We start from the raw sequence: 21723 nt of genomic DNA, 5'->3' as shown, positions 1-21723 counted from the left end.
CTACGCGATGGCGGCCGACCTGCACGCGCACCGGGTGACGGCGGTGGCGCTCACACCGGGGTTCATGCGGTCCGAGGCGGTGCTCGACCACTGCGGGGTCACCGAGGCGAACTGGCGGGATGCCATCGAGAAGGATCCGTATTTCGCCGAATCCGAAACGCCGTGCTACCTAGGGCGAGCGGTGGCGGCGCTGGCCGCCGACCAGGACGTCGGGGCCAGAAGCGGCGGCCTGTTCTCGAGCTGGGGGCTGGCGAAGGAGTACGGCTTCACCGACGTGGACGGCCGCCAGCCGGACTGGGGCAGCTTCTTCCCTCGGAAGGTGCGGGAGATCATCGAGAGGGGCTCGCCGCCGAGCGAGGAGGACATGGACCTGTTCGTGGTTCGTACCCGTCTGTACCAGGTGGAAGGCGATCCCGCGGCGGCCGACGAGGCGGCGCGGCTGCGGGCCTACGTCGATCGCCATCGCTGACCTGCCGTCGACCGTCGGCGCAAGTCAGGAGCGGGGCGGGGCGCCGGCGCCTGGACAGGCGACGAAGATCGGGTGGTTCAACTCCCCGGTGACCATGCGGATCGGCACCACCAAGTCAATGTCCCTCTCCTTCCGTCGCTTCCGGTCACCGTGAAGAACGTTGTCCGAGGGTAGCCGATTGGGCTTGCATAGTGGGGGGCCGGTGATAGGCTGATTCAAGAAGAAGTAGAAACGCGACGGCTACGAGCGAGAAACGGAAAACTGAGCGAGGCATCTGGAGCCGCCGGGACTTCTTCGGCCGCCTTGGCTGGCTGGGCCAGGACGTTCCGCATGGCGCCGGCCGGGGAGCCGGATGAGCAGCATCCCAACAGCATTCTCAAGGCCTGAGACGGATCATGAGCAATCATGATCAACCTGGAAAAGACCCAGAAGGAGATCGTCGAGAGGCCAGGCAGTCCATGAATCGACGGCAATTCCTTGCCTGCTCGGCCGCGTCGATCCTGTTCCCGACGACCGGCTGGACGACAGCGCCCTTGCGATTGAAGGCCGGGCCGGTCACCGTCAGGATCCTGCCCGAGGACGACCGGCCCACCTCCATGCTCGGGTTCAACGAATCGACCCCCGGCCCCGAACTCCGCGTGCGCCAAGGAGACCGGCTCTCCGTTTCCTTCGAGAACGGAACGGGCGAGGCCTCCACGATCCACTGGCACGGCATCCATCTCGACAACGCGATGGACGGGGTGCCGGACCTGACGCAGGCGGCGGTGCGACCCGGCGGGACCTTCCGCTATGCGTTCGACGTCCCCCATGCCGGCACCTACTGGTACCACGCCCACCACCGCTCCTGGGAACAGGTGGCGAGGGGGCTCTACGGCCCCTTGATCGTCGAGGAGCGGGACCCGCCCACCGTCGACCGCGACATTACCGTCGTCCTCGACGACTGGCGGCTGGAACGCAACGGCGCGCTGCATGAGAGCTTCGGCAACCGCCACGACTTCTCTCATGCCGGGCGGATGGGCAACGTCGCCCGCGCCCTGTTCTCGGGGGCCACGGTCCGGCACGGCGACCGCGTCCGCCTGCGGCTGATCAATGCCGCCACGGCGCGGATGTTCGCGGTACGGATCGGCGGAGGAACCGGCAAGGTCGTGGCCCATGACGGGATGCCGCTCGCCGAACCGTCGCTGCTCGGAGACCTGCTGCTCGCCCCGGCCCAGCGGACCGACGTCATTCTCGACGTGACGGGGCCGGTGTCCTTCGCCCTTCGGACGCGCGAGGGTCTTTACGGACTCGGCGCCATCGCCGTGGAGGGCTCGAATCCCGCCCCCACCGCGGGCGCGGTCGTCTCGCTCCCGGCTCCCCGCACCCCGGCGCCCGACCGGAGGACGGCGACCCGCCTACGCTTGCCATGCAGGGCGGCGCCATGGGCGGACGTCACGGAGGCGATGATTTATGGGCCTTCAACCACCGCTCCGGCATGCCCGATGCGCCGTGGCGGCGGTTCTCGCGCGGCGAGACGGCCCGCATCACCCTGCGCAATGACACCGCCTTCCCGCACGGCATCCACCTGCATGGCCATCACTTCCACGAACTGCGCGAAGACGGTTCGCTCGGCGATTACCGCGACACGACGCTGGTCGATCCGCGCCGGAGCCGCGACATCCTCTGTGTATTCGACAATCCCGGCAAATGGCTCCTGCACTGCCACACCCTCGCGCACCAAGCGTCCGGGATGAAGACATGGGTGGAAGTCGCATGAAGGGGGCCCTGCCGATTCTCGTCCTGCTCTGGTCCGGTCTGGCCCTTGCCGGTCACGAACTCGACGACCGCGACATTCGAAACGGGCAGGCGCTTTACAAGCAGCACTGCGCCTCCTGCCACGGCGCCAACCTCGAAGGGCAGCCGAACTGGCGGCGACCCGGCAAGGACGGCGTCCTGCCGGCGCCGCCGCACGACGCGAGCGGCCATACTTGGCATCACGACAACAAGCTTCTCTTCGACTACACGAAACTGGGCGGCACCGCCCTGATGGAGGCCCGGGGCATCGTCGGGATCGAGAGCGGCATGCCGGGCCTCGGCGACGCCATGACCGACGACGATATCTGGGACGTGCTCTCCTACATCCGCTCCACCTGGCCGGACCGCATCCGCCAAATCCAGGCCGGCAGAAATCCGCCGCACCGGCCATGACTGCGCGCCGTGTGGAGATGGACGCGCTCTCGCAGGAATGCGCAGTTCTGCGCATCTGTTCAGCCGCGAAGCGGCATATCACTTCTTCGTGCGGAAAGACCGGTGGCAAACCGCGCAGGTGTTTTGGTTCCGCCCACGGTGTCCTCCGTGTCCTCAATAGATGCCCTTCGCCCGCTGTAGCGCGCGCACGTAACGCACGATCTCCCTCACGTCCGCCTCCGAAAGCCCCGGAACGGGAGCCATGTTGCCGAACCTCCAGTGGTGCGCCCGAACACCCCTTCGCACAGCCAGCAGAAACGACATGTCGGAATGGTGGCCCGGCTCGTAGATTCTGTGCACCAGGGGCGGGCCCTGGGCCGATCCCGTTGCGTTTCGGCCGTGACAGACGGCGCACCGTTGATTGAACAACGCCTCGCCGCGCGTTCCCTCGACGGAAGCGACCGAGCCAGCGGCACCGGCGTTGCCGACGGTTTGAGCCTTGTGGCCATGGCGCGGCCACATGGCCCAGGCCGCCGCCGCGACGAGAGCGGCCCCGACCGCAACCACGATCGTCCTGTTCACGGTCACGTCCCGCTCCGCCGACCTGAGCCCGGGAGGCAAGCGGGAAGGGGCTTGGAAGTGAGGATGAGGGTTGTTGAGGAATGTCACTGTAGGTGAGCCCGATGGCCTCGTAGTGCCTCTGAAGCTCCTCCACCCGGAACAGCCCCTTCTCCAGATCCACGTTCTCCCACCGAAGCGGCATGATCTCTCCCCGCCTCATCCCCGTGTAGAGCCCGAACAGCAACACGTCCAGGTGCACCGGGTTCGGCACCGCCGCCGCCATCCCCTTGCGCCAGCACGGCATCACCTCGGCCGGAGACGATATCCGCTTCCGGGTCTTCCGGTGGTAGCGCCCCCGGCCGCAAGCCACTGCTCCACCGGGTTGCGCAGACCCTCGTGGTCCACGCAGGGCCTGCGGTACACCGAGCGCAGGAACGACAGGCACTGTCCCAGGCGATCCAGGGCGCGGCACCCTCCGCCGACTCGGACTCCTACGGTCCGTGGTGCGTGGCCAGGGGACTCGTGTCGGTGAGGGCCATCATCCTGCGGGCGAGGGCTTCGAGGAGTTCGGCGCGTTGGGCGCCGGGCTCGTCCCAGAGGTTTCGCACCTCGTCCGGGTCGTTGTCGAGGTCGTAGATCTCGCCCCAGCCGGCGCCTTCGTACAGAGTCAGCCGGCGGTCGGGCGTGATCAGGGTGCGGGCGCGGAAGTTGTTGGGCAGGCCCATGTAGCCGCGGCGCTGGTGCTCCTCGATGAGCAGCGAGTCATAGCCCGTGGCGCCGCCGTCCATGGCGGGCAGGAGGCTTACCCCCTGCATGCCGTTGTGCCCCTCCAGCCCCGCCCGGTCCAGGAGGGTGCTGGGCAGGTCCAGTGTCCCGCACAGCCCTGGATTCACCACGCCCCTCGCCTCCGTCGCCGGATCCACCCAGATGAACGGCACGCGCACCAAGCCGCGGTAATGAAGCGCGCCCTTGAGCAGGAGCTGATGGTCGCCCATGAAGTCGCCGTGGTCGCTGGTGAAGATGATCACCGTGTCGTCGGCCAGGCCCAGTTCCTCCAGCCGCGCCCGGATGCGGCCGATGGCGTCGTCGATCATGGTGATCATGCCGTAGGTGAGGGCGATGGCTTCGCGCACTTCCTTGGCCGTGACGGCGAAGGTGCGCTGGCCGTCGCGGTTGGCCTCGCCCCGGTCGCGCTCCTCGTAGAGCCGCGCGAGATGCGGCAGCACCGGTTGCTCGCCGTGGTGAAAGGAGCCCGGCAGGACGATCTCCTCGGGGTCGTACATGTCCCAGTACCGGCCGGGCGGGGTGAACGCGTGATGCGGGTCCGGAAACGAGCACTGGAGAAAGAAGGGCCGTTGCCGGCCGGAGCGCGCGTGTTCTTCCAGGAACGCCATGGTGCGCTCGGCCACGTAGCTCGTGGGATAGAGTTCCTCGGGCACGCGGGTGCGCCACGCCTGGGGCGCCTCGTAACCGTGGCCGGGAAGCTCGTGGGTGCGCCCGCGAAGGGAGTCGGGGTCGGGGTGACGCGCGCGCAGCCAGCGGTCGTAGTGCCCCACCACCTGGTCGGCGTGCTTGATGCACAGCTCCACGTGCTGGAACCCGTAGTAGGGAAACACCGGCTCGAACTCCGGGTCCCGCGCCCAGGTGGACGGCAGCTCCTGGTCGTAGCGCCCGCCGACGTCCTTCCGCGCCTCGCGGAGATGTTGCGGCGGCCGGGCGCGGCTCGGGTCCGGCTCCGGCATGCCCACCACCGGGCGGTCGTCCTTGATGCTCTGGAGGTGGCATTTTCCGATGAGCGCGGTGTGATACCCGGCCGAAGCCATGATGTCGGTGAACGTCGTCGCCTCCATGGAGAGCGGAATGCCGTTGTGCCGCACCCCGTGAAGCGACGGCATCCGCCCGGTCATCAGCGTCGCCCGGTTGGGCATGCAGATGGGCGTAGCCGTGTAGAACCGCTCGAAAAGGGTCCCGGCGGCCGCGAGGGCGTCGATGTGCGGCGTCCGCACCACGGGATTGCCGTAGCAACCCAGGTGGTCCGCCCGGTGCTGATCGGTGATGATGAAAAGGAAATTGGGTCTGTCGCTCATTTCGCTCCGTCCGTCGTCAAAATGCTCGAAGGTTTCGCCGAACCGAGCCATGAAGAGCCGCACGGCCCGACACGTTGCGCCCGCGATATCACGATGGATCCAGCTCCGCGCCGCCCGCGGCCGGCTCCACCTCCATGGAGTTGAGGACGCAGGCCAGCAAGACGTAGTAGCCGACGAGCGCGGACAGTTCCACGCATCCCCGCGCTCCGAAACTCTTCTCCACCGCCGCGAACGCCGCGTCGCTGACGCGGTGGGAGCGCAGCAACTCCCGTGCGTAGCGGCGGATGCCGGCTTCCTCCTCGGTGAGCCCCGACGGCTCCGTGCGTGCGCGGATCGACTCGATGCACTCGTCGGAGATTCCCGCGGCGCGCGCGTGTCCGGCGTGCACCGACCACTCGAAGCCACAGTCCAGCTCCCGCGCCACGGTGAGGATCACCAGCTCCTTGAGCTTCTGCGAAAGCCCCATCTCGAAGCGCACGTGGGCGCCGAGATGCGCCACGCGGCCGGCCAGCTCCGGGTTGTGCAGGAGCATGGGAAACGGCCCCTGCACCTGGCCGCGGCTCTCCGCGATGGCGTCGAACACCCCGTGGTGCTCCGGGCTCAAATCTTCTCTTTTTTCGATCTTCGGGATGCGTGCCATGCTGTCTTCCTCCCTGGTCTTGTTGCGTTGTTTCGCCGGGCCGCGACACGGTGCCCTGTTTCACATAACCCCGTCAACGGGATATTCCCAGCACCTGAGTTGCCACCCCTCGCCTTCCACCGCCAGCGCGGCCTTGTAACCTTCGCTCACATCCAACGCGCACATGGACCACCGCGCCGCTTCCGCCGGGTCGTTGTCGAAACGCAACAACTCCGCCGGGTCGCCCGGACGCAACGTGACGTCGAACCGGCTCAGGCCCAGCGCGATGCCCTCGCCGTGCGCCTTGATGAACGCCTCCTTGCGGGTCCAACAGTTGAAGAAGGCCTCGCGCCGTCGTCCCGCGGGGAGATCCATCAGGGCATCGACTTCCGCCGGCGAGAAGGAGTGCCGCGCGACTCCCGTCACGTCGGTGCTCGGGCGGATGCGCTCCACGTCGACGCCGACCTCCCGGCCCACGGTGAAGGCATGCAGGGCCAATCCATAGGAATGGGACAGATTGAAACGCACGTCGCGGCCAACAGGGGTTTCCCCCAGCGACGGCTTGCCATGGGCGCCGTAACGAAACTCGAGGGACGCCGGATCCATGCCGAGGTAACGCCCCAGGAGGGTCCGCAACACGCCGCGGGCCACGGTGTACCGCCGCCGGTCCTCCTCGTAGAGGAACCGGGCCGCCCGCGCACGCTCGTCGGGAGCCAGGACATCGCGGAACGGAGCCAGACGGGCCGGAGCGACCTCGACGGCCGTACGCCACACGTGGACCGCATCGCGCGTGAGTTCCATGTCTCGTGCCGGAGACGGCCAGGAAGTCATGACTCGTGCCCGTCACACCTTGTCCCGGTCCCGCCCGCGGGCTCGGGACACACCGATGGAAGCAGACCGGTCACCGCCCCCAGCCTCGGTAAAGCTTTAGCGGCGTGATCACCACCGCGGCCGCCAGCAACAGGGCGCCGCACAGGTAGAACACCGAGCCCATCCCGTAGTGCTCCACCAGGTAGCCGCCGATCACCGGTCCGGGCAAGGTGAACATGCTGTTGGACAGGAAAGTGATCCCCAGCGAGGTGGCCTGGATGCGGGAACCGGCCACGTCCACGATGGCGGCGGCGGTGACGTTGGTCAGGGTGTAGAAGAACAGGCCGATGAGAGTCACCACGATGCCCAGGGGGATGCCCGGAGCCGCCATGGGTACGAGCGTGTAAAGCACCGCCAGCATGAGAAACGCGGGCACCAGCACCCACTTCCGTCCCAGCCGGTCCGAAAGGTATCCGAGGAACGGCTGGGACACCGTGCCCATGGCGTGCAGCAGCGCGTAGTAGTTGCCCACTCCCCTGTACGTGTAACCGAGTGTTTCGATGACGTAGAGCGGGAAGAACGTCATTACCAGCACGCGGCCGGTGTTCATCAGGCCGTTGGCCAACGCCATACCGAGGAACGCCGGATTGCGCAGGAATTCTCCCAGAGCCGCCGCCTGGCCTCCTCCGGCACCGGACGCGGCGGCGTGCGTACGAAACACTCCGCGCAAGCCCAGCCACAGGGGAATGCCCACCAGCACCGCCACAAGGAGTTGCAGCGTCATGACGGGACGCCACGGATACAGCACGAAAAGGAGCCCTACCACCGCCGGCGTCAGGGTGTCGCCGACGGTGGCTCCCATGCCGTGCACGGCGAAGGCCGTGGCTCTATGTTCCGGGAAGCGGCTGGAGAGGGACGCCATGGCCGTGGGATGCCAGAGGGCGATGCCCGCTCCCACCAGCCCGGCCGCGGCCAGGGCGTACAGGTAGCCGGAGGCCACGCCGAAGATGAAATAGGCCAATCCCATGGCGAGGAGGGCCGAGGACAGGATCGCGGTGCGATGCCGCGCCAGGCGGTCGCCGAGGAGTCCCGCGGGCAGGTTCACGAGCCCGGTGGTCAACTCGCGCATGGTCGTGAGCGCCCCCACCTGGACATAGCTCAGGCGCAGAGCCACCTTGAGAGGCTCCAGGATAAGAGGGAAGAGCTGGCCGAACCAGTGCACCGCGAAGTGCCCGCCGGTGACGTACCCCAGCAGCACCAGCCGATCCCTGCCGATGGCGCGAAGTCCGGTGTTCCGTTCCATGAGCCGGTCACCCGGTTCAGGCGACGTGGCAAGGCCAGCGCCTCGGCCGCCGCCATTGCGGCGTATCTTAGCACGCCGGCCGCGGCCCGCATATTTCGAGGGACGCGGGCGGCCTTCAGCGGCAACGGCGGCCGCACGGTACGGGGGCGGTCTCGCTTGCCCGCCGGAGGCTCGTCGGAGCGGCGCCGAAGGCGCTTGGGCCGCCTTGAGTTCACCGCATGAAGGTGGTTAACTGACGCCGTATTCCGGGCTCATGGCCACCTCCGAACAAAGCTACTTCGACCCCGCCGTGCTGGCGCGGTTGTCGAACCTGCACCTCAAGGCGCGCTGGGTCGTGGAAGGCGTCATGGCGGGCCTTCACCGGAGCCGCGCCAAGGGGTTCAGCGTCGAGTTCGAGCAGCACCGCGAGTACTCCCCCGGCGACGAGATCCGGCGCATCGACTGGAAGGCGCTGGGCAAGCTTGACCGCCTCTTCATCAAGGAATTCGAAGACGAGAGCAACCTCAAGACGCATCTGCTGCTGGACGTGAGCGGCTCCATGGACTATGCCTCCGGCGCCCTCACCAAGTTCCAGTACGGCTGCATCCTGGTGGCGTCGCTGGCCTACCTGATCCTCCGCCAGCAGGACGCGGCCGGGCTCACCACCTTCTCCGACCGCATCGACTCGCAGCTTCCGCCCAAGGCCACGCGCGGCTACGTGGTGGAGTTGCTGCAGCGGCTCGAGGCCGAGACCACCCGTGGCGACACCGACGTGGGCAAGGTGCTGCTGGAGGTGGCCGGTGGCATCCGCCGGCGGGGTCTCGTGGTGCTGGTGTCGGACCTGCTGGACGACGCCGAGTCGGTGCTCCAGGGGCTGCGCCTGTTCCGCTTCAAGGGCAACGACGTGCTGGTCTTCCACGTCATGGACGAGACCGAGCTGACCCTGCCCTTCTCGGGCAACACCCGGTTCGAGGACATCGAGGACCCGGGACTCCGGGTCACCGCCGATCCCAAGGCCATCCAGGCGGAGTACCGGCGAGTCGTGACGAACCACATCGACACGCTGCGGTCGGGCTGTCACCAGTACGCCATCGACTACCAACTGGTGTCCACGGCCACGCCGCTGGACCAGGCCCTGGTGAGCTACCTGAGCTGGAGGAAGTAACCTGGCGTTCCTCTACCCGCTCTACCTCGTGGCCCTGGCGGCGGGCGTGATCCCGCTGGTGATCCACCTGCTCAACCGGCGCCAGCAGAAGCGCCTGCGCTTCCCCGCGGTGCGCTTCGTGCTCATCTCGCAACGGCGCGTGGCGCGCACCTACAACCTGCGCAACTGGCTCCTGCTGGCGGTGCGCACGCTGGCGGTGCTCCTGCTGGCGCTGTTGCTAGCGCATCCTTTGTGGGAGTCCGGGGTCGGTCTCGCGGCCCGCGGCGCGCCCCTCACTACTGCCATCATCGTGGACAACTCGCAGAGCATGCAGGTGCGCGACGACGGCGCCCCGTTCGACGAAGCCAAGGAAGCCGCAGCCCGCATCCTGGAGGCGCTGGACGAGGGCGACCGCGCGGCGGTCATCGCCACCAATCCCGTCGGCTCGACAGCGGCGGCGCTCAGGGCGCCCGAGGAAGCCACGCTCAAGGACCTGCGGCCTCTGGCCGTCACCGCCGGCACCGCGGACCTCACGGGCGCGTTGCGCACCGCCTACGGACTCTTGCGCGGGGCCGGCGGACAGAAGGCGCTTTGGGTGGTCACGGACCTCGGCGTAGCGGGCTGGGACCGGCTGTCCTTGCCGGCCGTGGGCGAGTACGACCCCACGGTGCCGGTGAAGATCGTCACCGTGGGCGCCGTCGAAACGCCGCCGAGCGCGACCATCAAAGGACTGGAGGCACGCGCCGCGCACGTGGCTCCGGGACTCGACATCGAGCTCGCCGCCACGGTGGTGAACTTCGGCGCCGGCGAGATCCCGGACGTCACCGCGCGCCTCACCATTGACGACAAGGTGCGCGACGAGAAGCAGGTGACGCTGGCGGAGGGCGCGGAGTCCACGGTGGGTTTCCGTTTCAATCTGGAGCGGCCGGGGAGCCATTCCGGCTACGTCTCGCTCCACGGCGACGGATTTTCGGGGAATCGGCGCCACTACTTCACCATCCATACCCGTGACCGCCTGAACGTGCTGCTGGTGGACGGAGACCCCCAGCGCGCCCTGGTGGCGAGCGAGACCTTCTTCCTGAGCCGCGCCCTCAATCCCACGGGCGACCTGGCGAACTCCGTGCTGCTGCCGGAGGTGATCCTTTCCGGGGCGCTGGAGCAGGTGAACCCCGAAAGCTACCAGGTCGTGGTACTGGCCAACGTGCCGCACATGACCTTGGACCTCGCGAAACGGCTCATGGCCTTCGTGGAGGGCGGCGGCGGCTTGCTGTTGGCCTTGGGCGACCGGGTGATCGCGCAGGAGTATAACACGCTCCTATGGCGCGGCCCCCTGGCAGTCCCGGGCGTCCCCCTGCCGGACCTGCGCGGTCTCACGTCGCTCCTGCCCGGCATCTTGGGCGAACGGCGGCGGGTGCCCCTGGACCAGAACGTCGGTGTGGAAGAAGTGGACACGCCTCATCCAGCGCTGGCGGCATTCGGCGACAAGCGCCTGCTGGATTCCCTGCGCTCGGCCAGGGTTTCCTCCTACTTCGAGTTGGTGACCCCGAATATCAACAGCGAAGGTGTCCTCATGCGCCTCGGCAACGGGCAACCGCTGCTGGTCGAAAGGAAGGTGGGCAAGGGCCGTGTCCTGGTGCTCACCACGAGCGCCGACAGCGCCTGGAGCAACCTGCCGCTCAAGACCGCCTACGTGCCGCTGGTCCAGTCCCTGGTCTCGTACCTGGCCGGCGGCAGCCGAGGATCGGTGGATACGGGCATCACAGCGGGCGAGGCCAAGCAGTGGACCGTCGCGCCCGCCCACGCCGGCATGGACCTCCGGGTCGTCGACCCCAGACGGTCGGAGAAGGCGGTGACGATCACGGCCGCCGGCGGCAAGGCGGCCGGGGCCTTCGACGGCAATCACTTCGCGGGCATTTACCGGGTGGTGCCGCCGTCGGCCGACGTGGACGTGCCCGGGCTGTACGCGGTGAACCCGCCGGTGCTCGAATCGCGTCTCGAGCGCATGGGCGCCGAGGAACTGGAACGGAAGCTCGGCCCGGTCAACCACGAGGTCATGGCGGCGGGCGCCCTGTCCGCGGGCGGCAGCCGCACCGATCTCGCGCTGGCCCTGGTGGTGTTGCTGATGGCGACGCTGCTGTTCGAGGGCTGGCTGGGACAACGAAACTATGAATAGGCGACGGTTCCTGCAAGGTTTGCTGGGAACGGCGGCCGGCGGCGCCTGGGGCCTGCCGGCAAGACCGGTGGCGGCGCAATCGGCCGCGGCGGGGCAAACCGGCCGCCGTATCCAGTTCGTCTTCGCGCAGGTACGCTACCGCGGCGGGGACTGGGACCCGCGCCCGCGCGCCACCACGCCCATGATGGAAGAGCTGATGCGCCGCACCAGCGTGGAGGCGGAGCGCGAGCGGCGGGTGGTCGGCCTCACGGACCCGGAGCTGTTCTCGTACCCGTTCCTCTACATGGCGGGGAAGTACGACTTCCAGCCGTTCTCCGAGGCAGAGGTGGGAAATCTGCGGCGCTTCCTCTCCTTCGGCGGCTTCCTGCTCGCCGACAACACCCTCGGACAACTGGGGTACGGCTTCGACCGGCGCTTCCGCGCGGAGATGAAACGCGTGTTCCCGGAGCAGGAGATCCGGAAGGTGCCCCTGACCCACGCGCTCTTGCGGAGCTACTACCTGATACGCAGGATCGGCGGCCGCGTCGCCACAAGCTCCTACCTGGAGGGGATCCACCTCGGGGAGACCACGCCGGTGGTGTATTGCCACAACGACCTGGGCGGCGCCTGGGAACGCGACGGGCTGGGGCGCTGGAGCCACCCCTGCGTCCCCAACGGCGAGGAGCAGCGGCGTGACGCGTTCCATCTCGGCGTCAACATCATCCTCTACTCCATGACCGGCAACTACAAGCAGGACCTGATCCACGTGCCGTTCATACGGCGGCGGTTGACGCAGTAGGACGGTATGGCGGGAATGTCGGACATCGTACTGGGCGGCGGGGTTCCGTGGTGGCTGACGGCCGTGCTGGCGTTGGCGGGGGCGGGCTTCCTGGTGCATCAGTTCCGGTTCCTGCACCGGAGCCTGGGCCTCGGCAAGGCTTCGCTGCTGACCCTCCTGCGGGGCCTGGTCTACGCGCTGTTGCTGCTGTTCCTCCTGGGGCCGGCGCGCACGGTGGAGGACCCCACCTCGCTGCGGCGCCCGCTGGTGGTGCTGCTGGATTCCTCCGAGAGCATGAAGCTCCCATCGGGCGAGGGAGACGCCACCCGGCTGGACGCGGCCAAGGAGACTCTTGCGGCGTCGGGGCTCACTCGCGGGCTGGCCGGCAGCTACGACCTCAAGTTCTACGCCTATGACCGCGAGACGGCGCCCTTCGAGCCGGACGCCCTCGCTGAAGTGAGCGCCGCCGGCGGAGCCAGCCGTTTGTTTTACGCACTGGGGCAGGTGAGTGAGAACGAACCGGACGCCGCCGGGGTCGTGGTCGTGTCCGACGGCATCGTCAACCCGCCCGACGCCCTCGACGGGTTCACCGGCCACCCCCGGCCCGTCATGACCATCGGCGTGGGCGAAACCGACGGCTTCAGGGACCTGCGCATCACCGGCCTGCGCACGCCGGAGATGGCCTTCCGCGGGCGCGCCACCGCCATCGAGTTCACCATCCAGGCCTTCGGCATGGCCGGGGTCCAGGTACCGCTCTACTTCAACCTGGGCCGGAACCTGATCTCCACGCACCCCATCACCATCGACCGCGACGCCTACGAGAACCGCGTCACGCTGAACTACACGCCGCGAGAGCTGGGGACCCACGGCTTCACACTGACGCTGCCCGAGCAGGCGGACGAGAGCATCGCCCGCAACAACCGCAAGGCGTTCCGCATGGAGGTACGGCGCGACAAGCTCCGGGTGCTGACCCTTTCCGGATCGCCCTCGTGGAACTACCGCTTCCTCCGCTTCGCGCTGAAGCAGGACCCGTACCTGGAGCTGGTGTCGTTCGTCTTCCTGCGCACCCCGAGCGACGTGGTGGACGTGCGCGAGAACGAGATGAGCCTGATCCCCTTCCCCATCGACGAGATCTTCATAGAGGAACTGAAGAACTTCGACGTGCTGATTCTCGACGACTTCTCGCACCGCACCTACTTCAATCCGCTCTATTTCGAGAACATCCGGGACTTCGTGCGCGACGGCGGCGGCATCGCCATGCTCGGCGGCGCGCGCGCGTTCGACCGCGGCGGCTACCATCAGACGGCCCTCAGTACCGTGTTGCCGGTCAAGCTCGACGGGCGCGGCGCCTTCCGCACCGGCGTGGCCGCGCGTCCCGGCCTGACGCCGGCGGGCAGGGCGCACCCGCTCACGCGGGTCTTCGCCGACCCGGAGGCCAACGAGGAGGCATGGAGCACCCTGCCGCCGCTGACCACCCTCAACGAGGTGGCGCAGGCCGACGGCGAAGTGCTGCTCTCGGCGGACCTGCGCGGACGGCAGATGCCGCTGCTGACCGTGCGGCGCTACCACGACGGGCGTTCGCTGGCTTTCGCCAGCGACGATCTGTGGCGCTGGAACTTCGACGCGGTGGGACGCAACCAGAATCCTCAACTCCACCTGAAGCTGATCCGCAACAGCGTCCGCTGGCTCGCCCGGGAACCCGCCTTCAACCAGGTGCAGATCCTCGCGGTGGGCGGCTCCCGGCAGCCCGGAGAAAAGCACGAGTTCCGCATCCGGGTGTTGCGCGACGACCACACCCCGGCCAAGGACCCGGTGCTGCAGGTGGTGACGACCGGGCCGGAGGGCGAACAGTCGCCGCTGGAAGCGTCGCCCACCGATCAGCCCGGCGAGTACCGCGCCGAGTTCACGCCGCGCGTGGAAGGCTCCCACCGCATCGTGGCGCGGGCCGCGGCGGCGGGACAGCCCTTGGGAGACGCCGCCCACAACTTCCTCGTGGCGCTGCCTTCGGAGGAGAACGACGACGGCCGGCCGCGGCCGGAGCTGCTGCAAACCGTGGCCGCGCGCACCCAAGGGTTGTTTGTCCCCGCCGCCTCCCTGACCGACGCCCACTGGTCGGAGTTCGAGCGCTTGATGGAGCAGGCCGCGCCGTCCCGCATCGTGGCGCGCAGCCGCGTGGCCTTGTGGAACGAGCCGCTGCTGTTCGCGCTGGCGGTGCTGCTGCTGGGCGCGGAATGGTGGCTGCGGCGCACCTGGGGACTCGTGTAGACATGGTGCCGACGCCCCGAATCGTCATTCCCGCGGAAGCGGCAATCCAGGAGGTGGGCGGGGAGACATGACGACACACGTTTTTTCCGGCAATCCCCTGGACCGGGGCGACGTGCAGCGCCGGGACGAGGACTGGCTCAGGCGGACGGCGCGCGACCCGCGTTCCCGCTTCCTGCCCCTGTGGCAACTTGACATCCTGTTGCGCAACGGCGACAGCGCGGAACTCGGGTGGGTGAAGCCCGCTGACATCGCAAAACTGGGCGTTGACGTACCGCCCGTGTTCCTCGGTCTCATGGACGGCACAGCCCACTTCGCGTTGGACGTTTCCGCGGTCGAAGAACCGCTCCAGGCGCTGAGCCTCGTGGAGCCCTGGGGCTTCGTCGAGGCGCGGGCCGCGGCCGCCCAGCTCAAGCCCGAGGACGTGGGCATCCTGGCCCAGAGCAAGGCGCAGGTGGACTGGCACCGCCGGCACCGCTTCTGCGGCGTGTGCGGCGGTCCCACCGTGCAGGGGCGGGGCGGCCAGGTGCGCAAGTGCAACGCGTGCAACGCCGAGCACTTCCCGCGCACAGACCCCGTGGCCATCATGGTCGTCACCGACGGCGAGCGCGCCCTGCTGGGGCAGTCGCGCGGGCGTCTGGCACGGTCCGGCCGCTACTCCGCGCTGGCGGGCTTCATCGACCAGGCCGAGTGCATCGAGGAGGCCGTGCGGCGGGAAGTCAAGGAGGAAGCCGGCATCACCGTGGGCGAAGTGCGCTACCACTCCTCCCAACCCTGGCCCTTCCCCTCCTCCCTCATGATCGGCTGCCACGGCAAGGCCCTGACCACCGACATCGCCAAGGACGACGAAGAGATGACCGACGTGCGCTGGTTCACGCGGGAGGAGATCCTGTCCGCCTTGGCCGGCGAGAACCCCAACCTGCGCGTGCCCGACCCCGTCGCCATCGCCCACCACCTGATCCGGGCGTGGGCGGAGGGGCGGGTCGTTTTCTGACGGAGGCTTTCCATGCCCAAGCCACGCATCGCGGTGTTCTCGGGACCGCGCGCCACCATCGCCAACACGCCCGCGCTGGTGACGAGCAACAAGGGGCGGATGGCGGGCGACCGGCAACTGGATGGCCGGTTCGACCACCTCGTTCCCCAGCGCCTGCACGAGCCCGTGCGGGTGCGCATCGAGAAGTTCAGCGCGCACCCGCTGGAGTCCGACGCGGCCGCGGTCTACCACGATGACGGCAAGCCGTACTACGAGGTGGAGTTGCGCCCCGAGGACGGCGCCTATCCCCTGCCCTACGTGGCGCGCCGCGCCGACGGCTCCGGTGACGGAACGCCTTTCGAGGAGAGCGACCTGCGCGACGCGGCCATCGGCTACGGCGGGCGGCAAACCTTCTTCCCGGATGCGTCGCGGCTGTTCGAGGACATCGACCGTGGGCTGGGCGGGCGCGGCCACGACGGGGCGGCGAGCGAGCTGGACCGGCTGGCGGAGTTCGACTTCGTGCGCGTGCTCCCCCCGGCGGGCTACTTGCAGCAGGGAGAGGTGGCCGGGCGCGACTTCTTCCCCTACAGCCCCAGGCCCCTGGGCAAGTTCCTGCCCGGTTCGGCCATGGCCCGGGCGGTCAACGTGGTCCAGCAGACCATCGACTCGGGGCGTTACGACGGCTTCATCTGGCTGGAAGGCAGCCCCCACGTCGAGGAAACCCTCTACTGGCTGAGCCTGGTGCTGGACACCACCCTACCCTTCGTGGGCATCTCGTCACAGCGTCCCCACGGCTCCCTCGCCAACGACGGCGACCACAACATCGTGGACGCGACGCGCTATATCGCCTCGGGCTTCGGCACGGGACTCGGCGCTGTGGGCATCGTGGACGAGCAGATATTCGCGGCGCGCAACTTCAAGAAGGGCGACGCGCGGCCGGGCGGCTACCGCGCCACGGGCGGACACGGCGGCGTGCTCGGGAGCGCGAGTCCCGAGGTGCGCGTGTGGTTCCGTCCCGCGTACCGGACCACGGGCACGTCCGCCCTCGCGGTGAAGGACCTGCCCGCCGAGGCCCGCTTCCAGGAATACGGCGACAGCCCCGAGACCGTGAGCATCCGCATCAAGGACAGCGACGGCTCCCTGCGCGGCGACGCCATCGCACCCGTGCACATGGTGAAGTACGGCCACTACATGGCGGAGGAAGACACGGCGGACCCGGACGTGGAAGTGGACATCATGGCGCGCATCGAACGTGGCCTCGCGCAGCAAGCGTCCGCGGAGCCGGGGGCGCCGCGGTTCCATGGCTTTGTGCTGGAGGGAGGAGCGGGCACGGGCTCGGCGCTCCACAGCCAGACCGCGGCCCTCGCCATCGCAACCTGCCACGGCATGCCGGTGGTGCGGGTGAGCCGCGGCGACCCGGAAGGCGCCCTGCCCTCCAATCCCAACGATCTCACCATCGAGGGGAGCAACCTCGACGCCACCAAGGCGCGCGTGCTGCTGCGCGCCGCCATGCTGCGCCTGGGACGCCTGCCCAAGGCACGCAACCCCCGCAACCCCACCGCGCGGGAACGCGAGGCATCGGTGGCGGCAATCGTGCGCTACCAGGAGATCTTCGACACGCATTAGTGGCCTGTACGCTTTCGCCCCCACACCCTATTGACGGTTTCACCACCTATCAACTGTCATTTTCACCGCACTTGTACCCTCACTTTGCCCGGGCAAGACCCGGAACGTGACCTCAATCATCTTCTACCTGGGTGAGCCGCCAGTCCTCCTCACCGTACACGAGCCATGCGTCCACCCGGCGGCCGTCCCAGCGGTAACAAAGATGCCGGCCCGGGACCGGTATGCCGACAACGTCCGGCCAAAACGCGGCCACGGCCTCGCCACGGGGGTAGCGGACGCTCGGATAGACGATGCCGTTGCTCGCGTGGTTTTCGCGCAGTTCCGCGGCCAATGCCTGTCCGGCGGTGTAGTCGCCGGGGTCGAGGGCTGCCCGGAAGACTTCCGCGCCGCGCAGGTCATGGAGTTCCGCGTCGATGGGGCCGACCAACTCGCGGTAGTCCGCGGTGGCGGGTTCTTCTTCCGTAGCGGCCATGAAACGCTCGAAGTGGTACACCGTTTCCGCCAACGCCACATCGAAGCGGTCGCCCGCGTAGTAGACCCCGTAGCCGCCATCGCTGAACCGGCTGGGCCGGTCCCTCGAGACGTGGCAGAACGATCCCATCACCCAACCGGCGCCGGGACCGGAAACCCGACGCGCGGGCGGCACCATGCGGATAACGCCGGCATCGTCTCGCAACCGTGGATCGGTCTTGGCTTCGGCCTCGGCGAGCAGCTCCCAGTCGGCCGGATCGGCGATGTCCTCGAACAGATTCACCGGCGGATAGATGGAGCGGACGAGGCGGAACGCGCGTTGCCAGCGGACCCGGCTCCGGCGCGGGATCACCAACCGCCGCGCTCCGCGTCGAGGTAGACCCGCACCGCCGCCAAGTCCGGGATGGAACCTGCCAGCAGCCGATCCAGCACCGACGTGCCGCCGAATGCACGGTTGGGCTTGCGCAGCCAGTCGTAGCCCCGCGACGGATTGCGGAACAGATGGCGAAGGCTCTTGTGAATGCCCATCAGCATGGACAGACGCTCGCGAGTGTCTCGCGAGATGCGCGACGCCTCCACCTGCCCGACTTTCCAACGCGCGTAGGTCCGTGCGGCGGGGTCGCCCAACAGAATCCGCCCTTGGCGGTCGTTGAGCTGCCACCGCTCCATTAGATTGAAGAAAGCGCGGAGCATGGCCGTGGTTTCGCGGTCGCTTATTTCCGGCCAAGGAGCCCGCGTGTAGTGCGACAGAGAAGCAGTTTTCGCCATCTGGCGAATATAGGATAGTTTATTGCCACTAGTCAATAGCTGTAACCGGGTCATCGAGCATTTCCTCCCCTCTTCGCAGGCCCTCTATTTCCTTGTCGGCAAGTCTCGGGCAATCTATAGTGACGGCGTAGGAGGTGTACCATGACCAGCGCTCTCCGCTTCAGCGGCGCCATTCCGGCCAACCTGCTGCCCTTCAACGAGGACCTTTCGTTCGACGAGGTGAACTACCGGAAACATCTCTCGTGGCTGGCCGCCGTGGACGGCGTCGACGCCATCGTCTGCAACGGGCACGCGGGCGAGGTGTCGTCGCTGAACCGGGAGGAGCGGCGCCGGGCGCTGGCCATCGCCGCCGACGCGGTGGGCGACCGGGTCGAGCTCATCTCGGGAATCTACACGGACAACACGCTGGAGGCGGCGGAGCTTGCCAGGGACGCCAAGGCCGAGGGCGCGGCCGGACTCCTGGTCTTTCCGCCGACGCTGTTCATGTGGGGAGCACGGCTACGGCCCGAGATGGCCGTCGTCCATTTCGAGACCATCGCCGAGGCCACCGACCTGCCGCTCATCGTGTTCGAGTATCCCCCGGCCATCGGCATCGGCTACGACCCGGAGACCCTGGCGCGACTGGCGGAGATCGACCGCGTGGTGGCAGTCAAGGACTGGAGCAACGACATGGTGGCGCTGGAGGCCAACCTGCGCGCGCTGCGCGGCACCGGCCGGCCCGTGGCCATGCTGAGCAGCTACACCATGTCGCTGTTCGCGAGCTATGTCCTGGGCGCCGACGGCTCCATCTCGGGAATGGGCAGCGTGACCGCGGACCTGCACACGGAGTTGTTCCGGGCGGTGCAGGCCGGTGACCTGGATGCCGGCCGCCTTCTCAACGACCGCCTGGCTCCACTGGTGGAAGTGTTCTACGCGCCGCCCTTCGTGGACATGCACAACCGCATGAAGGAAGCGCTGGCGCTCCTGGGACGCATCGACAAGGCGGTCGTGCGCCCACCCCTCAGGCGCATCGGCGACGACGAACGGGAGCGCATCCGCCGGGCGCTGCTGCGGTCCCGGCTCCTGCTGCCGTGACGGCGGCGACCTCCGTCCGCTACGACCAGCTATCCTGGTAGACCCAGCGATCGAGATTGTCGAAGTACTGGCGCCGGAGCATGAGGCTCATCTCCACGGCGCGCGCCACGCGATCCTGGATCTCGGGGGTGGTGGCGTACTTGACGAGCAGGTCGAAGGGATAGTTGCCGTGCTCCTCCTCGTCGTCGTGGATCTTCTGGTAGGGGCCGGTGACCCACTCCGGCACGGTGCCCGCCTTCAGGCTCTTGCCGATGAGGTAGTCGGCCACGCCCTCGCCGGCGAACGGAAATGCGGCGATGCGCTCACAGGTGGTCGTCAACGCCTCGAACCCGTTGAACATCGCCATCTGGGCGGGCACCGGCTTGTAGTCGTAGGGAACGGCGCCCTTGCTCTTCAGGGCTTCGGACAGGTACTCCGCGTGGACGAACTCCTCGTAGATGGCTTCCGCGAGAATGGCTTTCACCTCCAACTCGGGCGTGGTCTTGAGCCACGTCCCGAACACCTCGGCGGCGCGAACCTCGTTGAAGAGCCGGCTCTGCATCACCTTGATGCGCATCTCGTCGGTGGTGAGCGGAATGTAGCTGTAGGCGGGCAGGTTGTCGTCGAGGCCCCTGCAGAAGTCCTTGACGCGCTGCTGCACCTTCTTGGTGAACTCGTGACTGTCCATGCAAAGCTCCCTGTCCGGAACGTTCCCGGCGCGGTTTGGATGTCGGAAGTGATAACAACCGGCGTGGCGAGGGTCAAACCAACCGCCGAGAGCCTGCGCCCCGGGAACCGGAAACCCGGCCTGGGGGAGCCGTGGTTCCGGTCTTCTACTTCACCAAGCCAAGGAACTTCTTGTACTGTGCCACGACGTCCGGTGGAGCATCGGTCATGTGCCGGATGATCCCGGAGACATCCTTCCCCGAGCGCGGCGAGACCCTGACGCCCTGCCGCTTGGCTTCGCTGATGAACTTGGGGCTGGCCAGCGCCTTGAGAAAGCCTTCCTGCAACACTTCGAACCGGTCGGACGGTGTGCCCGGCGGCACCGCGTACAGCCGGAGTATGCTCCAGCTCCGAATCAGAAAATCGGCCATCTGCCGCTGGCCGGAGCTGATTCTCAAATCCTTAAGGGTCGCCACTCCCGGCGGGGCTTCCGCGCCGGGGCCCGTTCCGATGGCCAGCAACGGCCGGATGGTGCCGTTTTCGATGAAGCGGCCGTAGCGATCCTGGACGAAATGGAGAGAGAGATTCATGCCCTCCAGCTCCTTGCGTTCCAATGCCGCCAGGATACCCGAGGAACCCCTGTAGCCGAAGACCACCTTGACCGGAAGTCCGAGGTAACGTTCGAATTCCCCCATTATCGCGGCGGACTGGCCGACACCCGTTGCCCCGACTGCAAGAGGTTCTTTTCTGTTCTTCAGATCCGCGAGCGTGCGAATCGGCAGGTCACCCCGGACCCACAGGACCCGTGGCAGGGCCGGCAGCGAGGGGTCGCCGAGGTACATGAACTTCAACGGGTCGAACTTGGCCGCGGGGTCTCCCAACAGAGACTGCATCACGATGCCGGTGGCGAAGTTGACGATGGTGAGCCCGTCCCCGGGTTGTTCCGCGTAGACCCTGTTGGCAGCCACCAGGCTTCCGGCACCCGGCATGTTCTGCACGATGAACTTGGGCTTTCCCGGAATATGGAGCGGGAGGTGGCGGGCCAATATCCGCGCGAACGTATCGAAGCCGCCTCCCGGACTAAGCCCGACGATGATCTTGACGGTCTTGCCCTCGTAAAACGAGGAGGACGCCCCATGCGCCGGTGCCCCAGGGTAGAGCCAGGCGCAAAGGACGGCTGCAAGACCGAACAGGGCGACTCTGGTCAGTGTTCCGGACTTACGGTTCATATGACACCCCCTCATGTATGGTGTGGGAGACGCGGAAGCCGCTGAACGGCCGGACACTACGATGGAGCCGAAAACGTTGTCAACCTCGAAGCAGGGTGGTCCCGCCCGTTCGTGCACGGCTCTGTTGACACGCCGGAGAAAATCGCAGTAAGGGGGGAACAGTCTGGACGGTCGCCATGGAAAACGAAGCTTTCGTCGACTCCATCACGAACGACATCATCGAGCCCGGAATCCGGCAGTTGATGGAAAGCCGCTATTTCTCCGAACTGCGGGAAGGATCGCTATCAGTCCGAAGACTCCAGGGCTGGTCGCTGCAGCACTATCTGCACAACGTCGTGTTGCTCAAGGGCTTTGCCCTCTGCATGGTCAAGAACGCGCACGACACGCAGTTGTTCGACCACTTTTCATACCAGTTCGAGGAAGAGCGCACCCACCCGGACCTGGCGAAGCGCTTCGGCCTCGCGCTCGGGCTCGGCGAAGAGGACTTTGCCGATGCGACGCCGGTCTTCGGGTGCCTGGTACACACCAGCCGAATGATCCACGGCATGCTCCTGGGTTCCCCCGCGGAGAATCGGGTCGGAGCCCTGGTCGACGAGAGCATGGTGCG

At 67.6% G+C, this 21723-nt stretch carries 20 protein-coding genes and 1 pseudogene; 12 read left to right on the top strand and 9 right to left on the bottom strand.

The window, feature by feature from the left end; translation table 11 throughout:
• The 4 genes and pseudogenes from OXU42_00845 to OXU42_00830 all read left to right on the top strand — a co-directional run.
• On the top strand, positions 1-469 hold a 469-nt coding region (locus OXU42_00845), incomplete at its 5' end, for a hypothetical protein (GenBank protein ID MDE0027937.1).
• A 596-nt stretch (positions 470-1065) separates the two neighbouring features.
• Positions 1066-1680 (top strand): annotated as a pseudogene (locus tag OXU42_00840) (multicopper oxidase domain-containing protein).
• A 263-nt stretch (positions 1681-1943) separates the two neighbouring features.
• Entirely contained in the window at positions 1944-2225 is a 282-nt protein-coding gene (locus OXU42_00835) for a multicopper oxidase domain-containing protein (protein ID MDE0027936.1), read from the top strand.
• Entirely contained in the window at positions 2222-2656 is a 435-nt protein-coding gene (locus OXU42_00830) for a cytochrome c (GenBank protein MDE0027935.1), read from the top strand. Before OXU42_00835 ends, OXU42_00830 begins: the two co-directional genes overlap by 4 nt.
• A gap of 153 nt (positions 2657-2809) precedes the next feature.
• Here OXU42_00830 and OXU42_00825 read toward each other — a convergent pair whose 3' ends face one another.
• From OXU42_00825 to OXU42_00805, 5 genes are all read right to left on the bottom strand, one after another.
• Positions 2810-3217, bottom strand: coding sequence for a cytochrome c (locus tag OXU42_00825; protein MDE0027934.1), 408 nt, complete (start codon positions 3215-3217; stop codon positions 2810-2812).
• A 470-nt stretch (positions 3218-3687) separates the two neighbouring features.
• Positions 3688-5283, bottom strand: a complete 1596-nt coding sequence (locus tag OXU42_00820; GenBank protein MDE0027933.1) for a sulfatase-like hydrolase/transferase — start codon at positions 5281-5283, stop codon at positions 3688-3690.
• A gap of 88 nt (positions 5284-5371) precedes the next feature.
• A complete protein-coding gene (locus OXU42_00815; protein ID MDE0027932.1) occupies positions 5372-5923 on the bottom strand; it encodes a carboxymuconolactone decarboxylase family protein in 552 nt (183 codons plus the stop codon).
• A 60-nt stretch (positions 5924-5983) separates the two neighbouring features.
• The gene (locus OXU42_00810; GenBank protein MDE0027931.1) at positions 5984-6703 is read right to left on the bottom strand and encodes a 4'-phosphopantetheinyl transferase superfamily protein; all 720 of its coding nucleotides are present in this window, start codon (positions 6701-6703) and stop codon (positions 5984-5986) included.
• A 100-nt stretch (positions 6704-6803) separates the two neighbouring features.
• Positions 6804-8015 (bottom strand): MFS transporter, encoded by a 1212-nt coding sequence (locus OXU42_00805; GenBank protein MDE0027930.1) that lies wholly within the window; start codon positions 8013-8015, stop codon positions 6804-6806.
• Between the two features lie 253 nt (positions 8016-8268).
• Between OXU42_00805 and OXU42_00800 the strand changes: the two genes are divergently transcribed.
• From OXU42_00800 to OXU42_00775, 6 genes are all read left to right on the top strand, one after another.
• Positions 8269-9159, top strand: coding sequence for a DUF58 domain-containing protein (locus OXU42_00800; GenBank protein MDE0027929.1), 891 nt, complete (start codon positions 8269-8271; stop codon positions 9157-9159).
• 1 nt (position 9160) lies between these two features.
• Positions 9161-11311 (top strand): BatA domain-containing protein, encoded by a 2151-nt coding sequence (locus OXU42_00795; protein MDE0027928.1) that lies wholly within the window; start codon positions 9161-9163, stop codon positions 11309-11311.
• Entirely contained in the window at positions 11304-12089 is a 786-nt protein-coding gene (locus OXU42_00790) for a DUF4159 domain-containing protein (GenBank protein ID MDE0027927.1), read from the top strand. Before OXU42_00795 ends, OXU42_00790 begins: the two co-directional genes overlap by 8 nt.
• Before the next feature lie 15 nt (positions 12090-12104).
• The gene (locus OXU42_00785) at positions 12105-14333 is read left to right on the top strand and encodes a glutamine amidotransferase (protein MDE0027926.1); all 2229 of its coding nucleotides are present in this window, start codon (positions 12105-12107) and stop codon (positions 14331-14333) included.
• A gap of 67 nt (positions 14334-14400) precedes the next feature.
• Positions 14401-15324, top strand: a complete 924-nt coding sequence (gene nudC, locus OXU42_00780) for an NAD(+) diphosphatase (protein ID MDE0027925.1) — start codon at positions 14401-14403, stop codon at positions 15322-15324.
• A gap of 12 nt (positions 15325-15336) precedes the next feature.
• Entirely contained in the window at positions 15337-16929 is a 1593-nt protein-coding gene (locus tag OXU42_00775; GenBank protein MDE0027924.1) for an asparaginase domain-containing protein, read from the top strand.
• 112 nt (positions 16930-17041) lie between these two features.
• Here OXU42_00775 and OXU42_00770 read toward each other — a convergent pair whose 3' ends face one another.
• Together OXU42_00770 and OXU42_00765 are read right to left on the bottom strand one after the other, a co-directional pair.
• Positions 17042-17749: an RES family NAD+ phosphorylase gene (locus tag OXU42_00770; GenBank protein MDE0027923.1), complete on the bottom strand. Its 708-nt coding sequence runs from the start codon at positions 17747-17749 to the stop codon at positions 17042-17044.
• Positions 17749-18093 (bottom strand): MbcA/ParS/Xre antitoxin family protein, encoded by a 345-nt coding sequence (locus tag OXU42_00765; GenBank protein MDE0027922.1) that lies wholly within the window; start codon positions 18091-18093, stop codon positions 17749-17751. The genes OXU42_00770 and OXU42_00765 overlap by 1 nt, the downstream gene beginning before the upstream one ends.
• 216 nt (positions 18094-18309) lie before the next feature.
• Here OXU42_00765 and OXU42_00760 point away from each other — a divergent pair, with 216 nt between their 5' ends.
• Entirely contained in the window at positions 18310-19242 is a 933-nt protein-coding gene (locus OXU42_00760) for a dihydrodipicolinate synthase family protein (GenBank protein ID MDE0027921.1), read from the top strand.
• A gap of 19 nt (positions 19243-19261) precedes the next feature.
• Here OXU42_00760 and OXU42_00755 read toward each other — a convergent pair whose 3' ends face one another.
• Together OXU42_00755 and OXU42_00750 are read right to left on the bottom strand one after the other, a co-directional pair.
• On the bottom strand, positions 19262-19909 hold the full coding sequence (locus OXU42_00755; protein ID MDE0027920.1) for a hypothetical protein: 648 nt from the start codon (positions 19907-19909) through the stop codon (positions 19262-19264).
• Positions 19910-20054: 145 nt separating this feature from the next.
• Complete coding sequence (locus tag OXU42_00750) at positions 20055-21116, bottom strand: tripartite tricarboxylate transporter substrate-binding protein (protein MDE0027919.1); 1062 nt, start codon at positions 21114-21116, stop codon at positions 20055-20057.
• Between the two features lie 176 nt (positions 21117-21292).
• Here OXU42_00750 and OXU42_00745 point away from each other — a divergent pair.
• The coding region (locus tag OXU42_00745) for a hypothetical protein (protein ID MDE0027918.1) at positions 21293-21723 on the top strand (431 nt) is incomplete at its 3' end.

The organism is Deltaproteobacteria bacterium, assembly GCA_028818775.1.
Classification (GTDB): domain Bacteria; phylum Desulfobacterota; class Binatia; order UBA9968; family JAJDTQ01; genus JAJDTQ01.
This window is presented reverse-complemented; position numbering and strand designations above follow the sequence as displayed.

Excerpts from the sequence above, each read along its gene's own strand:
- OXU42_00835 (MDE0027936.1), top strand. The coding sequence starts at position 1,944 with ATGCCCGATGCGCCGTGGCGGCGGTTCTCGCGCGGCGAGACGGCCCGC.
- OXU42_00830 (MDE0027935.1), top strand. The coding sequence starts at position 2,222 with ATGAAGGGGGCCCTGCCGATTCTCGTCCTGCTCTGGTCCGGTCTGGCC.
- OXU42_00820 (MDE0027933.1), bottom strand. The coding sequence starts at position 5,283 with ATGAGCGACAGACCCAATTTCCTTTTCATCATCACCGATCAGCACCGG.
- OXU42_00815 (MDE0027932.1), bottom strand. The coding sequence starts at position 5,923 with ATGGCACGCATCCCGAAGATCGAAAAAAGAGAAGATTTGAGCCCGGAG.
- OXU42_00810 (MDE0027931.1), bottom strand. The coding sequence starts at position 6,703 with ATGGAACTCACGCGCGATGCGGTCCACGTGTGGCGTACGGCCGTCGAG.
- OXU42_00805 (MDE0027930.1), bottom strand. The coding sequence starts at position 8,015 with ATGGAACGGAACACCGGACTTCGCGCCATCGGCAGGGATCGGCTGGTG.
- OXU42_00800 (MDE0027929.1), top strand. The coding sequence starts at position 8,269 with ATGGCCACCTCCGAACAAAGCTACTTCGACCCCGCCGTGCTGGCGCGG.
- OXU42_00790 (MDE0027927.1), top strand. The coding sequence starts at position 11,304 with ATGAATAGGCGACGGTTCCTGCAAGGTTTGCTGGGAACGGCGGCCGGC.
- OXU42_00785 (MDE0027926.1), top strand. The coding sequence starts at position 12,105 with ATGTCGGACATCGTACTGGGCGGCGGGGTTCCGTGGTGGCTGACGGCC.
- nudC (MDE0027925.1), top strand. The coding sequence starts at position 14,401 with ATGACGACACACGTTTTTTCCGGCAATCCCCTGGACCGGGGCGACGTG.
- OXU42_00775 (MDE0027924.1), top strand. The coding sequence starts at position 15,337 with ATGCCCAAGCCACGCATCGCGGTGTTCTCGGGACCGCGCGCCACCATC.
- OXU42_00765 (MDE0027922.1), bottom strand. The coding sequence starts at position 18,093 with ATGCTCCGCGCTTTCTTCAATCTAATGGAGCGGTGGCAGCTCAACGAC.
- OXU42_00760 (MDE0027921.1), top strand. The coding sequence starts at position 18,310 with ATGACCAGCGCTCTCCGCTTCAGCGGCGCCATTCCGGCCAACCTGCTG.
- OXU42_00755 (MDE0027920.1), bottom strand. The coding sequence starts at position 19,909 with ATGGACAGTCACGAGTTCACCAAGAAGGTGCAGCAGCGCGTCAAGGAC.
- OXU42_00750 (MDE0027919.1), bottom strand. The coding sequence starts at position 21,116 with ATGAACCGTAAGTCCGGAACACTGACCAGAGTCGCCCTGTTCGGTCTT.